This window comes from Pseudomonadota bacterium (assembly GCA_034189865.1).
In the GTDB taxonomy this organism is placed as follows: Bacteria; Pseudomonadota; Gammaproteobacteria; order UBA5335; family UBA5335; genus JAXHTV01.
Window position 1 is genome coordinate 46,712 of the sequence record JAXHTV010000009.1, and the last position, 14,536, is coordinate 61,247.

Below are 14,536 nucleotides of genomic sequence, written 5' to 3' on the forward strand. Positions count from 1 at the left end.
GAATTCCCCTTTGCTAATCGCTCAGGGCGATGGACGCTTTTCGTTCCATCCAACCACCCAGACCATTCGGGATGGTTTCCATCAGTTCAATTTGATCGGCTGAAATCTCCGTGATTCTCCCGAAGTTTCGGCCCATATGGTTGCCTTCTGCTACCCGGTGAATGATTCCATCGCTGTCGCGAACAAGGGCCCAGCGGGAGCCATTCATGGCCAGGGTTCCCATCATGCGTAAGCCATCCAAGGGATAGTCTTCGAGTGGTTCACGGGGACGGTTGACGTCGGGTGTGACCCCGTTGCTGTTGTTGTCTCGGGGGCGGATACGCTCATCGGGCTGGAATGGGGAGCGCCGGCTGGCTGCATCGTAGGCGAACCGTTCGTAAGGTTTCATCTGCGGTAGCGGTTCGATCTCTCCAGAGCGACGGGACTTGACCTGATCGATGTAACTGTCGAGATCCGACATGTCACGGCCGCAGCCGGTGATGACAACCGATATCAAGATGCACGCGGCGAGCCAAGCTCTGGATTGAAGCGGTTTCTTTCGGTTCGCGCTCATTACTTCTTACGCCCTTTGGTCGGCCGTTTGTTTTTGGCGGCCGGCTCGTCGACGTATCGATAAGTCATGGCCGTGGCGTCCATGATCAAGGAGTCCGCACTCGCGCCCTTGCCCCCATTTCGCTTGATCGAGATCCCGCTCAAAGTCACGATTCGCGGGAGGGCAGCGATTCCGCTAGCGAAATCGCCGAATTGGTGAAAATCACCCGTCACTCGGATGCGGATGGGGGCTTCGGCATAAAATTCCTTCGGCCGTTCCGGTTCGGGCTTGAAGATTTGTTCTTCGAGGCCCGTCGCCACCCGGGTTTGGGATATGTCCTGCAGCAAGTTGGCCATTTCCGTTTCGCTGGGCAGTTGCCGTAGCATGGTGGAGAATGAAACCCGCATTTCTTCCAACTGCTGTTTGTAGGCATCCAGGTTGGCGACCTGTCCTTGTTTTCGCTCGAATTGCTGTTTCAGTTCAGGTTCTTTCTTCTGGGCGACGTTCAAGTTGTCGATTTGATGACGGACCAAGAACCAGTAGCCGAGAAACACCAGCAGTGCGCAGACAAACACGACGACGATACCGCGTGCTGCGATGGACCAACTGCCGACGTTGTTGATGTCAAGCGAACGCAACTCGTTCCACAGTTGTCCCACATTTAGATTCATATTCATCGTGCGGACTCCCCGTCGGCCTCTTCCTCGTCCGGTCTCATCGACTTGATGACCAAGGAGAATTCACTGAAGCGCGCCGAGTCACCGCCTTTGGTCTCAATGACCAACAGCTTGGGATCGGCGAGCCACTCAGAAGCATCGAGTTGCTTCATGTAGTTGGACACCCGGGCGTTGGATTGGGCCTGTCCTTTGAGAACGATGCCGGTGCGTTCTTGCTGGATGGAGGACAGATAAACGCCGTCCGGCAACGTTTTGACCAGCTCGTCAAACAGGTGTACGACTTCGGAGCGTTGTTGTTGCAGTTGTTCAATAATCCGCATCCGCTCCAGCAGGCGGCGCTTGGTTTCTTTGAGGTCTCGGATTTCGGCGATCTTCGAGTCCAGGTCATTGATCTCTTTCTGGATTTTTTGATTCCGGGCTTGTTGGTAATTGATATGGCTCTGAATGTAGTTGCTCGTGGCGAACAGCCCGGCGCCGACCGCGATGACCGCACCGGCCAGGATGACCAGGAACTGACGTTGACGTTCCGCGCGGGCCTGTTCGCGCCAGGGGAGAAGATTGATGTGGTGCGCCATTAGTCGAAGCTCCTCAAAGCCAATCCGCAGGCTGTCATCAGTGCAGGGGCATCCAATTTGAGCATTTTGGGATTTGCGCGGGACTGGATGGCCATGCCGCCGAAAGGATTGGCAATTCGCGTTGCCACTTCCAGCTCTTCTTCCACCGCCTGATCGATGCCTGGGATGGAGGCGCAGCCGCCGGCAAGGACAATCTGACTGATGTGCTCGACGCGATTGTTCGAAGAGAAGAAAAACTGTAATCCCCGATTGATTTGCTGGATGACATCTTCAATGAACGGTTTGAGCACTTCATCGCTATAACCGTCGGGGAGGCCGCCGATTCGCTTGGCTTTCCCGGCTTCTTCATAAGAGAGGCCGTAGTGGGCCATGATTTCTTCGGTTAGTTGTTTGCCACCGATGCTCTGGTCCCGGGTATAGATGATGCTGTCCCGGTGCATAATGTTCAGCGTCGTGGTGGTGGCCCCGACGTCGATGAACGCGATGGCGCTGTCGGAGTCTTCCAAAGTCAACTCGGCGCTGATCAAGTGGCATGCGCTTTCCAGCGCATTGGATTCAATGTCGACGATCTTGCATTTCAGACCGCCGAGATCCACCGATGCGACCCGGTTTTCGATGGTTTCGTTGCGGCAGGCCGCAATCAAAACATTCACCGAGCCCTCTTCGGTTTCGGACGGCCCGAGAACCTCGAAGTCCAAACCCACCTCTTCCAGTGGAAAGGGGATGTATTGGTCCGCTTCGATCATGATTTGCTGTTCCATCTCGTCATCGCTCAAGCCGGCCGGCATCGGCACGACTTTGGTGATGACGGAAGAACCGCCGACAGCGATCACCGCTTCTCTGGTTCGCGTTCCTGCCTTCTTCACGGCCCGTTTGATGGCTTCGCCAACGCCTTCCGGATCGACGATTTGCTTGTCGACAACCGATTCGGGTGGCAGGCCGATGGCGGCGTAGCTGACCACCTGCATCTTGTCTTTATCGCCACCCAATTCGATCAGTTTTACGGCGGTGGAACTGATATCCAGTCCGATCAGCGGCTTGATTTTCTTTCGGAACACGCTCATTCCTTCTTCCCGGGTCGCAGTACCAGCTTCGTGTATCCTCCCGGCGGGAGGCGGACTCTTGTCTCTGGTCGCTTTTGCCCGGTGGTGCGGCGGGCTGCGCCGTTCTTGTAAAGGGTTCTATAATGCCCGTTACTCGGAGTCCGCACTTCTTATCGGCAGGTCTTTCAGTGGCTTTATTGTCAAAGTTCATTCGGTTTCTTCTCGGACTGGTCGTGGCGACCGGTACTGTGGCGATTGGCGTGATCGTCGCCGCCTACTACTATTTCTCACCGCAACTGCCCGAAACGCAGGGGCTCAAGGATGTCGAGCTGCAAATTCCTTTGCGGGTTTACAGCCGTGATGGAGCCTTGATGGCGGAATATGGTGATCAACGACGATCGCCGATCGTTTTTGCTGATTTGCCGCGTCCTTTGGTGCAGGCGGTTCTCGCTGCAGAGGATGATCGTTTCTTCGAGCACCCAGGCGTCGACTACCAGGGGTTGTTGCGAGCTGTCTTTCGGTTGCTTGTGACAGGAGAAAAAGAACAAGGCGGCAGTACCATCACGATGCAAGTCGCCCGCAACTTTTTTCTCAGCCCTGAGAAAACCTATGAGCGGAAAATTAAGGAGATCCTCCTTGCGCTAAAAATCGAGCGCGAGTTGAGTAAGGAGGAGGTTCTCGAGCTGTACCTCAACAAAATCTATCTCGGGCATCGAGCCTACGGGGTTGAGGCCGCTTCTCATGTCTATTACGGCAAGTCGGTTGCCGAGTTGGAATTGCCGCAATGGGCCATGATTGCCGGTTTGCCTAAAGCACCCTCGCGGATCAATCCGATCACCGATCCGAAGCGGGCCCGAGAACGGCGCGATTATGTTCTGAACCGGATGCATCGCTTGCGGTTGATTTCGGACGAGGATTTCGCTGAGGCGCTCGCCGCGCCGGTAGCTGCCGAGTACCACGGCGCGTTGGCGGAGTTGGAGGCGCCCTACGTGGCAGAAATGGCGCGTCAGTACGCCGTCAATCGATTTGGGGGCGATGCCTATACTGGCGGATATCGAATCGTTACCAGCGTGCACTCGGGGTTGCAGCGGGCGGCGCAATCGGCTTTGCGTGAGACGTTGCTTGATTACGATCGTCGCCACGGTTACCGCGGGGCGGTTGCTCAGGTCGAATTGCCACCGGGTGATCACCAGGACGAGACTTGGCGTGCCTCAGTAGAAGAGATTTTAAGTGCCCATCCCAAGGTGGAGCCATTGCGACCGGCCTTGGTGTTGGCATTGAAAGATCAATCGGCACACGTCTATGTGGCCGGCCATGGCGAAGTAGAGCTCGATTGGGAAGGTATCGCCTGGGCGCGTCGGTTTGTCTCCGTGGATCGGCGAGGTGATGCGCCGAGTAAAGCTTCGGACGTGGTCCAATCCGGTCAAGTGGTTTATGCGTCGGAAACCGACGCCGGTTGGGCCTTGAGCCAGTTGCCCAACGTCCAAGGTGCGCTGTTGGCGTTGGACCCCATCGATGGCGGGATTCTTGCGCTGGTCGGGGGGTTCGATTTTTACACCAGTCCCTTTAACCGGGTTATCCAGGCGGAACGGCAGCCCGGTTCCAGCTTCAAGCCGTTTATCTACGCGGCGGCGCTGGATCGCGGTTATACGCCTGCCACCGTCATCAACGATGCGCCGGTTGTATTTGCGGACAACCGCTTGGAAGGGACATGGCGCCCCGAGAACTACAGTGGGCGTTTTTACGGACCGACCCGACTTCGGGAGGCGCTGGTTCACTCCCGCAATCTGGTGTCGGTCCGGCTACTCCGAGACATTGGTGTCGGCTACGCGATTCGATATGCAAGTCGTTTCGGATTTAACCCCGATCAGATGCCGCGCGATTTGTCCCTGTCCCTCGGCAGCATGAGTGTCACACCGCTGGCGCTGGCACGTGGATATTCGGTTTTCGCCAACGGCGGATTCTTGGTTGAACCTTATGCAATCGAACGGGTAGAAGATCAATCAGGCAACCTGATTTATCAGAACGCGGCAGTGTACGCTTGTCGCGATTGCGAATCGCTTGACGATCAGCCCTCACCCGTCATGATCGACCAAGATCTACCAAAGCTGGAGGTCGCGGCGCGAACGGACGTTCTTGGCAACAGCGAATATGTTCCTGTGCCGCCGCAGGCGGCACCTCGAGTGGTCGACGAGGCAACGGCTTATCTTTTGACCAGCATGATGCAGGATGTTGTTGCACGGGGGACGGGTCGACGGGTCGCTGCACTGGGTCGTCGAGATCTTGCAGGTAAGACGGGCACGACCAACGACTTGCGAGATGCGTGGTTTGCGGGTTACAACCCAGCTATGGTGAGCGTTGCCTGGGTGGGGTTCGATCAAGGCTATCCCCTCGGCCGCGGTGAGAGTGGAGGTCGTACGGCGCTGCCCATGTGGACGCGATTTGTCCGTTCGGCGCTAGCAGAAGTTCCGGATATGCCGGCTGTTCAGCCGCCGGGATTGGTTACGTTGCGGATTTCGCGTCAGACGGGGCGGATCGCCTCGGTTAGCGAGACGGACGTGGTGTTCGAAATCTTTCGTCCCGATGCGTTACCGGTCGATGCTCTGGAATCGCCGGAGCCCTCTCCGGCAGGCGAAGGCGTATCGGCGCCCGACACGGAGGGTATTCAGGAATTGTTCTAAAACGGTTTGCCCGCTGAGTCCCGCATTGGCCGCCTCGGTCGGTGGAGGCTCATCGCGCAGGTTGGTCATACAGACGGGCGGGGGATTGTTCGCCGCTGCCCGGATATGCTTCGAGCCGTGATGCTATGAAAAAACAAACAAACCGTTCGTGGCAGCAGCGTACTTTGGTTGCGCAAACAGCCGCCAAGATTATGGTCCACGACGGAATCCGTGATTTTCAACTGGCCAAGAACAAAGCCGCCGATCAACTTGGTTTATCGCGCCACAGCCCGAACATGCCCCGAAATCGGGAAATCGATGAGGCTTTGCGGGAGTACCAACGCATTTTTCAGGCTGATTCGCAGCCTCTGCAGATCCGACGACTGCGTCAGTTGGCCTGCGAGGCGATGCGCTTTTTGAGCGACTTTCGGCCGCGGTTGGTGGGGCCTGTGCTAAGCGGTTCTGCCACTGAGCATTCCATGATTCATCTTCACGTATTCGCCGAATCTCCGGAGCTACTGACCATGCACCTGATGGACCGGGGGATACCGTACGAGACCGGCGAACGGCGTTTGCGGACTGGCCCGATGCAACACGTGGACTATCCGGTGATACGTTTTCTCGTGGATGAAGTGCCGTTCGAACTGGTGGTATTCGATCGGGATGGTTTGAGGCGTCCCCCGCTCAGCCAGATTGATGGTCGCCCCATGGCGAGGGCGACCCGAGCCCAGGTCGAGCGTTTGATCGACGAGGACGCCCCTGGACAAGACGCGGCCTAAGAAAAAACAGCGGGGCTATTGCCCCGCTGTTTTTTCTATCAAGCGCGTTCGGAGATATCGGTGTAGTTTCGGCTCGCCGCACCGGTGTAGATCTGGCGAGGACGGCCGATGCGTTGCTCTGGATCGTTGATCATTTCGATCCAGTGAGCGACCCAGCCTACCGTCCGGGCGATGGCGAACATCACCGTAAACATATTGGTTTGCAGTCCCAACGCTTTGTAGATGATCCCCGAGTAGAAATCGACGTTGGGGTACAGTTTCTTTTCCTTGAAGTAACTGTCGTTGAGGGCGATTTGCTCTAGTTCGAGGGCCAGTTCGAACAAGGGGTCGTTTTCCTTACCCAAGCGTTTAAGGATCTTGTGACACATCCCTCGGATCACCGTGGCGCGCGGATCATAATTTTTATAGACCCGGTGACCGAAGCCCATCAGCCGAAACGGGTCGTCACGGTCTTTGGCTTTGTCGATGAACGTGGGAATGTTCTTGATATCTCCGATTTCGTGGAGCATGTGCAGCACCGCTTCATTGGCGCCACCATGGGCAGGTCCCCACAGACAGGCGATGCCCGCTGAAATCGCCGCGTACGGATTGGTTCCGGAACTGCCGGCGAGGCGCACAGTGGATGTGCTCGCATTCTGCTCATGGTCAGCATGGAGGATAAACAGCATGTCCAGAGCCTGTGCGGCGACCGGATCCACCTCGTAGCCTTCCGCCGGTACGGCAAACAGCATATGCAATAGATTGCTGGAGTAATCGAGGTCGTTGCGGGGATAAATAAAGGGTTGACCGATGGAGTGTTTGTGGGCGCAGGCGGCGATGGTTGGAATCTTGGCAATCATCCGGTGGGCAAAAATCTCTTGTTCCCGAGGGTCACGGATATCACCGGAGTTTCCGTAAAAAGCGGACAGACTGCCTACGACACCGGTCAGCATGGCCATCGGGTGAGCGTCGTAGTGGAATCCCCGGAAGAAGTCACGAAGGGACTCATGAATCATCGTGTGGTAACGAATGGAGTCGGTAAACGTATCCAACTCTTCCCGGTTCGGCAGATCACCGGTGAGTAGGAGGTTGGCCACTTCGAGAAACGTACTCTTTTCCGCTAACTGCTCGATGGGATAGCCGCGATACAGCAGGACACCTTCCTGCCCATCGATGAAAGTGATGTTGCTGCGGCAACTGGCCGTCGAGACGAAGCCGGGGTCGTAAGTGAAGATGCCCTGTTCGCGATACAGCGAGCTGATATCAGCAGTTCTCGGCCCCGCTGTTCCTTGGCGAATCGGAAGCTCCGTTTGCTTGCCGGAGGCGGAGTCGGTCAATACAAAATTTTCTTCACTCATCGATCTGCTCCTGGTCAACCGTGTTGATGAGATCCTTGGGCTAACTCGCAGGTGGTGGCGGGTAGTGAGCCGGATACCCGGTGCGGGCTACACCGGAATCGACTGCGCCTTTCGCAACGGCGGGCGGTACATAGTCAATCAGCCGCGGATCTAGCGGTGTTGGGATGATATATTGCGGGCCATAGGCCAATTGCTTCAGCCCGTAGGCTTTTAAGACTTCGCGGGGAACGGGGTCACGGGCTAGCGATCGCAACGCATTGACTGCGGCGATGTGCATTTCACGGTTGATCCGCGTGGCACGCACGTCCAGAGCACCCCGAAAGATATACGGGAAACCTAACACATTATTGACCTGGTTAGGGTAATCGCTCCGTCCGGTTGCCATGATGACATCCGCCCTAGAGCCCAGGGCGACCTCGGGACGAATCTCCGGATCCGGGTTGGACAAGGCGAACACAATCGGCTTATCTGCCATTTGTTTCACCATTTCCGCGGTAATCAGGTCGGGGCCGGAAACCCCAATGATAACGTCCGCGCCTCGCATGGCGTCAGTGAGCGTTCGTAGCTTGGTATTGACAACAAACTCTTGTTTGGTCGGTGTCAGGTTTTCCCGCTCGTGATGAATGATACCCTGCCGGTCGACTAACAACAGGTTGTCTTGCTTCGCGCCCAAGGCGAGCAGCAGCTTCATCGAAGCGATGCCGGCAGCCCCTGCCCCTAAACAAACGATCCGCACATCACCAATGGATTTGTTCTGGAGTTCCAGGGCATTGAGTAGGCCGGCGGCGACGATGATAGCGGTCCCGTGCTGGTCGTCGTGGAAAACCGGAATATCCAGGCGTTCGACCAGTGCGCGTTCGATCTCGAAACAGTGAGGTGCCGCGATATCCTCCAGGTTGATTCCACCGAACGTCGGCGAAATGCGCGCTACCGTGTCGATGAAAGCCTCAGGATTTTCCGCATCCACCTCGATGTCGAAGACATCCACGTCGGCAAATTTCTTGAACAGGACCGCTTTGCCTTCCATCACCGGTTTGCCGGCCAACGCGCCTGTTTTTCCGAGCCCGAGCACCGCGCTTCCATCTGTGATGACAGCGACCAAATTGCCTTTGGATGTGTATTTGAAAGCGTTGTCTTTATCGGCCGCGATCGCGCGGACGGGAGCGGCTACGCCGGGTGAATAGGCCAGGGAAAGTTCGTTGTAGGTCGTGAACGGCTTGGTGATAGCGATGCTGAGTTTTCCAGGTTTCGGCTTGGCGTGATAATCAAGCGCTGCCTGTGTCAGTTGGTCATCCGTCATCATCTCGGCAATCCAACGGGGAGTTGGTCAGTACGACTAGTGTGGGTGGCAAATCCGGTAGGACTTGCCCGAGTATAAGCGGTGAGCCGGCTCTCGCACCAAATCCCCTTTGTGCCGGCGAGTTGCGATGGGCTCAACGCGTTGGAAGTCCGTTTTGGGCGTTCGCAGTTTGGAACGTATTGCGAGCCGGTGTCAAAACGGACTTAAGGGATTACCGCTTACTTCATTCCGTAGCGACGGCGGAACTTGTCGACGCGTCCACCGGTGTCGACGATCTTCAGCTTACCCGTGTAGAACGGGTGGCACATAGAGCAAACTTCCACTTGGAGATCTTTCCCGATGGTGGAACGCGTCTCGAAGCTGTGCCCGCAGCTGCAGGTCACTTTGATTTCGCTATACTCAGGATGGATGTCTGCACGCATCTGCCGTTCCTCTGACCCAGACTGTTCCAGGCTGCCTCGAAGCGGCCTGGCTGCCTAAAAGAACCGCGAATCATACCGGCAAATTTATACGCCGACAAGTTGTGATTTTCGATCCGGCGACTTATCCACAAATTTTGTGGATAAGTGTGTGGATGAAATCGTGATAAATCACTTAAGTTCGCGCCCCACAGGTATCTTGTGCTCACTGGCAAGTTTATGCGCAACGCTAACCCGCCGATGTTATTGGAATTTTTCTTGACTTTTTGAAATATCACGAGAGTCAGGCGTTTTTCCGGGCTGTCCCCTTGGCCTGTGAATAAGCCACGCGGTTAAGTTCGTTTTGTCAACCGCCAGCGGGTTGCTAGTGCCCCGTCGAGTCCGTTGGCATGAACTGGACGAGTAGTTCGTTGAGGTATCGCAGCCCGAGTTTTGTTGGTGCGATGTGGGTTCCGTTTGTGATGAGTAGGCCGAGTTCGCGTGCCCGGCTCAGGCCGGAGGCTGCGGCGCTCGCGGCCAATCCCGTTCGCTGCGAGAAGAGCGCTAGGGTCGTGCCGTCGATCAGCCGGAGTGCGTTCATAAAAAACTCGATCGGCCGCTCCGATGGGGCGACGAATGTGGTAACCGCGCAATCGCCATCTGCGATGGATCGGAGATAAGTTTGTGGTGAACTCGGCTTGGTTGTGCGTACGATGGTGTCGCCGGTGATATCGGTGACTTTTCCGTGGGCCCCTGCCCCCAATCCCAAGTAGTCGCCGAATTCCCAGTAATTTAGGTTGTGTCGGCAACGCGTTCCTGGGCGAGCGTACGCCGATATCTCATAGCGGGCCAATCCCGCTGCGGCGATGACCTCAAGCGATTGCTGGTGCATCTGCCAGGCGGTGTCATCGTCCGGCAGGTTTGGGGGGTACTGGGCAAACACGGTGCCGGGCTCAAGTGTCAGTTGGTAGTGCGACAAATGACCGTCGCCCAGCTCACACGCCAGTTTTACGTCGGTCACCGCTTCCGCCACCGTTTGTTCGGGCAGAGCGTACATCAGGTCGAGATTGAACGATTCGAAGCCCGTAGCGTGCGCCGCTTCGATGGCTTTAAAGGCGTCTTGTCGGTCGTGAATGCGCCCCAGGCGCGCCAGATGGCGATCGTCAAAGCTTTGGATGCCGATTGAAAGCCGGTTGACGCCCGCTTGCCGGAAACCTCGGAACCGGTCTGCATCGGCTGCTCCAGGGTTGGCTTCAAGGGTGATTTCAACGTCGTCCTCGATTTTCAGGCGGTTGCTGATGCCCTCGAGCAGGACGGCGATGCTATCCGGAGAAAAAAGGCTGGGCGTGCCGCCTCCGATAAAAATGCTGGATACCTCGCGATCTGAAAGCGGTAGTTGCGCTAGATCACGCTCCAGGTCTTGTAGCAGTGCGCTGATGTAGCTTTGCTCAGGGATTTTGCCCGGACGTCTGGTGTGGGAGTTGAAGTCGCAGTAAGGGCATTTCCGTACGCACCAGGGTAGGTGTACGTAGATGCCCAGTGGCGGCGGTTTGAGAGGGGTCATGGTGCTGCTTCGCTGCACGCGGTGAGGCTCAGGAACCGCTGTTGTGTTCCAGAGCGAGTGCATTGTGCCGCAGTCGAGGCGGATCCGGGATCGCTCGTCGGTGGGGGTTTGTTCGCCCGCGAGCGCAGTCGGTAACCACGTCGGGTTCTAGTGTTCAGTGTGATCCGCGGCATGTGTACGGAGCTGCTGCAACAGCTGAGTCAGTGCCATTGCGCGATGACTGAGGCGGTTCTTATGTTCTCGAGACAATTCGGCGGCCGTTTTGTCCAAACCTGAGATCTCGAAAACCGGATCGTACCCGAACCCACCCGATCCGTGGGGTTGGCGTCGAATGTGTCCCCACCAGCTTCCTTGGCCGATGACCGGTGTTGGGTCGGCCGCATGTCGCATATAGACCACCACGCAGTAAAACCGGGCAGAGAGGTCCTGGTCGGGTTTGTCGGCCAGTGCATCGAGGAGCCTGGCGATGTTGGCTTGGTCGTCCGCGCTGGCGCCGGCGTAACGGGCGGAGTGAATTCCCGGGGCGCCGCCTAGCGCGGGTACTTCCAGGCCGGAGTCGTCTGCCAACGCGGGGAGGCCGGAAAGTCTCGCTGCATGTCGGGCCTTCAATATGGCGTTCTCAACAAAGGTTTCCCCCGTTTCTTCCGCTGGGGGGATATCGAAATCGGATTGTGGAACGAGCGTCCAGCCGAGCGGAGCCAGGCGGCCCTGAAACTCACTGAGCTTGCCGCGGTTTCCGCTGGCCAGAACGATCGCTCTTTGGCTAGGCACGATCTAGTTTTCTCCTAACGCGTCACGCTGGATTTGTTGGAGTTGTTGGTTGCCGAGTGTCGCCAGTTCGAGCATGCGGTCGAGTTCGTCCTTACGAAAAGCGTGACCCTCGGCCGTACCTTGAACCTCGATAAACCCTGCGGCATCGTTCATGACCACGTTCATGTCCGTTTCCGCTTCCGCGTCTTCGGCATAGTCCAGGTCCAGTACCGGTTTTCCGCGGTAAATACCGACCGAGACCGCCGATACCTGGCCATGGAGCACCGGCCGCTTGACCAAACCGCGTTCCTCAAGCCATCGTGATGCATCGCTCAGCGCCACGAATGCCCCGGTGATGGCGGCCGTGCGAGTGCCGCCATCGGCTTGCATGACATCGCAGTCGACGACGATGGTGCGCTCTCCCAATGCGCTCATGTCCGTTACCGCTCGAAGTGATCGTCCGATGAGGCGCTGGATTTCCTGTGTTCGTCCGTTTTGCTTGCCACGCGCCGCTTCACGATCCGTGCGGGTGTGGGTCGAACGGGGCAACATACCATACTCCGCTGTCACCCAACCCCGGCCTTTGCCGCGAAGGAACCCCGGCACGGATTCTTGAACGCTGGCGGTGCATATGACTTTCGTGTGACCGAAAATGCACAGTACCGAGCCCTCGGCGTGTCGCGTGAATTCCCGCCGAATCTCGGTGGGTCGGAGTTGGTCGTCGGCTCTACCGCTGGGGCGCATTGGGTTATCCTTAAGTCAACTGGATAGGGGTTGCGGCGTAAGGCGATCCGACCGCTTGGGTCGACGGCGTTCGGCCTGGCAAGCGCCGTATTGTAATCTATCGCGGCGCCCTAGTGGGCTGTACTGGCCGATTCACGGCGTTCAGCCCGACCGCCGGCGTTGCCACATACTCGTATTCGCGGAAGACGAAACCATGATCTATAGCATGACGGGGTTTGCCCGTGTGGAACGACAGGAGAGCATCGGCCATCTCAGTTGGGAGCTGCGATCGGTCAATCACCGGTATTTGGAGATTAGCCTCAGGCTGCCCGAGGACTTGCGCGCATTTGAGCCCCAAGTGCGCGAAAAGATCGGCCAACGGCTTCGGCGTGGCAAGGTGGACGCTCAGTTTCGGTTCCAGCCGGTTGAGACGGCTGCCGCTGAGTTCGCTGTGGATCGCGACTTGGTCGGGCGTATTGAACAAGCGGTCGCTGACCTGAAATTGCCAGCTCTAGCGGCGATCGATCCGCTGGATTTGTTGCGCTGGCCGGGTGTGGTTAAAGAACCACAAGTCGACGCTGATACATTGCAACATGCCGCTTTCCATATGTTGGATGAAGCGCTGACAGCCATGGTTCGCGTCCGTGCTGAAGAAGGTCAGCGGCTAGTGACCCTGCTGCGGACGCGCTGCGAGGGGATTACCGCGTTAGTGGGCGACGTGCGCCAGCGATTGCCCGAGGCGCGAGCCGCCATCCGTGAGCGACTGGAGGCGCGGCTGGCCGAGTTCAAGGTGACTGCCGATCCGGAACGTCTGGAACAAGAGCTTGCCCTGATCGCGCAAAAAATGGATGTCGCTGAGGAGTTGGACCGCCTCGACAGTCATTTGGTGGAAATGGGTCGTACGCTGGTTCGTGACGAACCGGTGGGGCGTCGCATGGATTTTCTGTTGCAAGAGTTCAACCGCGAAGCCAACACTTTGGCTTCCAAGTCACAAGATGCGGAGACGACCCGGATCGCGGTTGAAATCAAGGTTTTGATTGAGCAGATGCGTGAACAAGTGCAGAACTTGGAATAGTTAGCAGTGCTGGCAGATACTAACCCGGAGCCCAGTTCCCGTTGGGGAGCCGGCAGCTTGATTGTGATCTCTGCGCCGTCCGGCGCCGGAAAGACCAGTTTGGTGAAGGCGGTGGTCTCGGCGATGAACGGCGTGGTGTGTTCGGTTTCTCATACCACGCGACCCGAGCGCCCCGGTGAGCAAGACGGCGTCGATTATCATTTCGTCAGTCCGTCCGAATTTGACGCGTGTTTGCGCAACGGTGATTTTCTGGAATACGCGCGGGTCTTTGATCACTCCTACGGCACCAGTCGTCAGGAGGTGCTCAGGCAGGTTGCCGCCAACAACGACGTGATCTTGGAGATCGATTGGCAAGGGGCTCGCCAGATTCGGCAGAAGGTACTCGATTGTGTTTCCGTGTTCATTTTGCCGCCCTCACGGGAAGAGCTGGAGCGGCGGTTGCGTGGGCGGGGGCAGGATGAAGAACGGGTTATCGCCCGTCGGCTGGCCGATGCCCGAAGTGACATGTCGCACTATGCCGAATTCGATTTCCTCGTGATCAACGACGACTTTCAAAAAGCCGTCGACACAGTCTGTTCCATCATCGTCGCCGCGCGAACGCGAACCTTGCATCAAGCGCAACGTCAGTCCGCGCTGTTGCAATCCCTCCTGGCCTGAGACGGCATATTGGCATAGACTGAAACTCTATAGTTTTGGGGAATTATGTCCGCGACTTCCAGATCATTCGGGCTACCGCGCGTTATCGTGCGGATGAGCCTCGTAATTTTTGGTGGCTCGCGATCGTTTGAGAGAGGTTGAATAGAACAGCGATGGCACGTGTAACAGTTGAAGATTGCTTGGGTAGCGTAGACAACCGTTTTCATTTGGTTTTGGTGGCGACTAAACGGGCGCGGCAATTGGCCCGTGGCCAAGAATCGGAGTTGCCTTGGGAGAATGACAAACCCACCGTGTTGGCGCTCCGCGAAATCGCTGAAGGGCTGGTTACGCCGGCTATTTTGGATGAACAAGACGCAACCCCCGAACTCGAGGCGCTGATGGCCGATGAGCTTGCGGAAGTCGGGGCAGCAAGCGACACTGGTGCCGCCGAATCGGCACCCGCAAACAAGGAATAAGCGGCGACGAG

General features: G+C 57.2%; 15 protein-coding genes. 5 read left to right on the forward strand and 10 right to left on the reverse strand.

Translation table 11 applies throughout. The features are described 5' to 3' along the window. Nucleotides 1–13: 13 nt before the first annotated feature. Genes SVU69_06185 through SVU69_06200 form a run of 4 tightly spaced genes read right to left on the reverse strand, consistent with a single transcriptional unit; the run spans nt 14 to nt 2,848 of the window. Nucleotides 14–553, reverse strand: a complete 540-nt coding sequence (locus tag SVU69_06185) for a pilus assembly protein PilP (protein MDY6942590.1) — start codon at nt 551–553, stop codon at nt 14–16. Then, nucleotides 553–1,209: a type 4a pilus biogenesis protein PilO gene (locus SVU69_06190; protein MDY6942591.1), complete on the reverse strand. Its 657-nt coding sequence runs from the start codon at nt 1,207–1,209 to the stop codon at nt 553–555. The genes SVU69_06185 and SVU69_06190 overlap by 1 nt, the downstream gene beginning before the upstream one ends. Then, nucleotides 1,206–1,784: a PilN domain-containing protein gene (locus SVU69_06195; protein MDY6942592.1), complete on the reverse strand. Its 579-nt coding sequence runs from the start codon at nt 1,782–1,784 to the stop codon at nt 1,206–1,208. Before SVU69_06195 ends, SVU69_06190 begins: the two co-directional genes overlap by 4 nt. Further along, entirely contained in the window at nt 1,784–2,848 is a 1,065-nt protein-coding gene (locus tag SVU69_06200; protein MDY6942593.1) for a pilus assembly protein PilM, read from the reverse strand. The genes SVU69_06195 and SVU69_06200 overlap by 1 nt, the downstream gene beginning before the upstream one ends. A 167-nt stretch (nt 2,849–3,015) precedes the next feature. Between SVU69_06200 and SVU69_06205 the strand changes: the two genes are divergently transcribed. After that, a complete protein-coding gene (locus tag SVU69_06205) occupies nt 3,016–5,508 on the forward strand; it encodes a penicillin-binding protein 1A (protein ID MDY6942594.1) in 2,493 nt (830 codons plus the stop codon). A 125-nt stretch (nt 5,509–5,633) separates the two neighbouring features. Beyond that, complete coding sequence (locus SVU69_06210) at nt 5,634–6,266, forward strand: hypothetical protein (GenBank protein ID MDY6942595.1); 633 nt, start codon at nt 5,634–5,636, stop codon at nt 6,264–6,266. A gap of 38 nt (nt 6,267–6,304) precedes the next feature. Here the strand turns inward: SVU69_06210 and SVU69_06215 are convergent, their stop codons facing one another. The 6 genes from SVU69_06215 to rph all read right to left on the reverse strand — a co-directional run bounded on the left by SVU69_06215 (nt 6,305) and on the right by rph (nt 12,359). Then, the gene (locus SVU69_06215; GenBank protein ID MDY6942596.1) at nt 6,305–7,603 is read right to left on the reverse strand and encodes a citrate synthase; all 1,299 of its coding nucleotides are present in this window, start codon (nt 7,601–7,603) and stop codon (nt 6,305–6,307) included. A gap of 40 nt (nt 7,604–7,643) precedes the next feature. Further along, nucleotides 7,644–8,903 (reverse strand): malic enzyme-like NAD(P)-binding protein, encoded by a 1,260-nt coding sequence (locus tag SVU69_06220; GenBank protein ID MDY6942597.1) that lies wholly within the window; start codon nt 8,901–8,903, stop codon nt 7,644–7,646. A gap of 218 nt (nt 8,904–9,121) precedes the next feature. After that, the gene (rpmE, locus tag SVU69_06225; GenBank protein ID MDY6942598.1) at nt 9,122–9,325 is read right to left on the reverse strand and encodes a 50S ribosomal protein L31; all 204 of its coding nucleotides are present in this window, start codon (nt 9,323–9,325) and stop codon (nt 9,122–9,124) included. A 361-nt stretch (nt 9,326–9,686) separates the two neighbouring features. Then, nucleotides 9,687–10,865 (reverse strand): radical SAM family heme chaperone HemW, encoded by a 1,179-nt coding sequence (gene hemW / locus SVU69_06230; protein MDY6942599.1) that lies wholly within the window; start codon nt 10,863–10,865, stop codon nt 9,687–9,689. Nucleotides 10,866–11,012: 147 nt separating this feature from the next. Next, nucleotides 11,013–11,636 carry an RdgB/HAM1 family non-canonical purine NTP pyrophosphatase gene (rdgB, locus tag SVU69_06235; GenBank protein MDY6942600.1) on the reverse strand — a complete coding sequence of 208 codons (624 nt, stop codon included), beginning with the start codon at nt 11,634–11,636 and terminating at the stop codon, nt 11,013–11,015. 3 nt (nt 11,637–11,639) lie between these two features. Then, entirely contained in the window at nt 11,640–12,359 is a 720-nt protein-coding gene (gene rph, locus SVU69_06240) for a ribonuclease PH (GenBank protein MDY6942601.1), read from the reverse strand. 193 nt (nt 12,360–12,552) lie between these two features. On the opposite strand from rph, the gene SVU69_06245 reads away from it, so the two are divergent. The 3 genes from SVU69_06245 to rpoZ all read left to right on the forward strand — a co-directional run bounded on the left by SVU69_06245 (nt 12,553) and on the right by rpoZ (nt 14,525). Continuing rightward, complete coding sequence (locus SVU69_06245; protein ID MDY6942602.1) at nt 12,553–13,413, forward strand: YicC/YloC family endoribonuclease; 861 nt, start codon at nt 12,553–12,555, stop codon at nt 13,411–13,413. A gap of 6 nt (nt 13,414–13,419) precedes the next feature. Then, complete coding sequence (gene gmk / locus SVU69_06250; protein ID MDY6942603.1) at nt 13,420–14,070, forward strand: guanylate kinase; 651 nt, start codon at nt 13,420–13,422, stop codon at nt 14,068–14,070. Between the two features lie 152 nt (nt 14,071–14,222). Continuing rightward, a complete protein-coding gene (rpoZ, locus tag SVU69_06255; protein MDY6942604.1) occupies nt 14,223–14,525 on the forward strand; it encodes a DNA-directed RNA polymerase subunit omega in 303 nt (100 codons plus the stop codon). Nucleotides 14,526–14,536 lie beyond the last annotated feature (11 nt).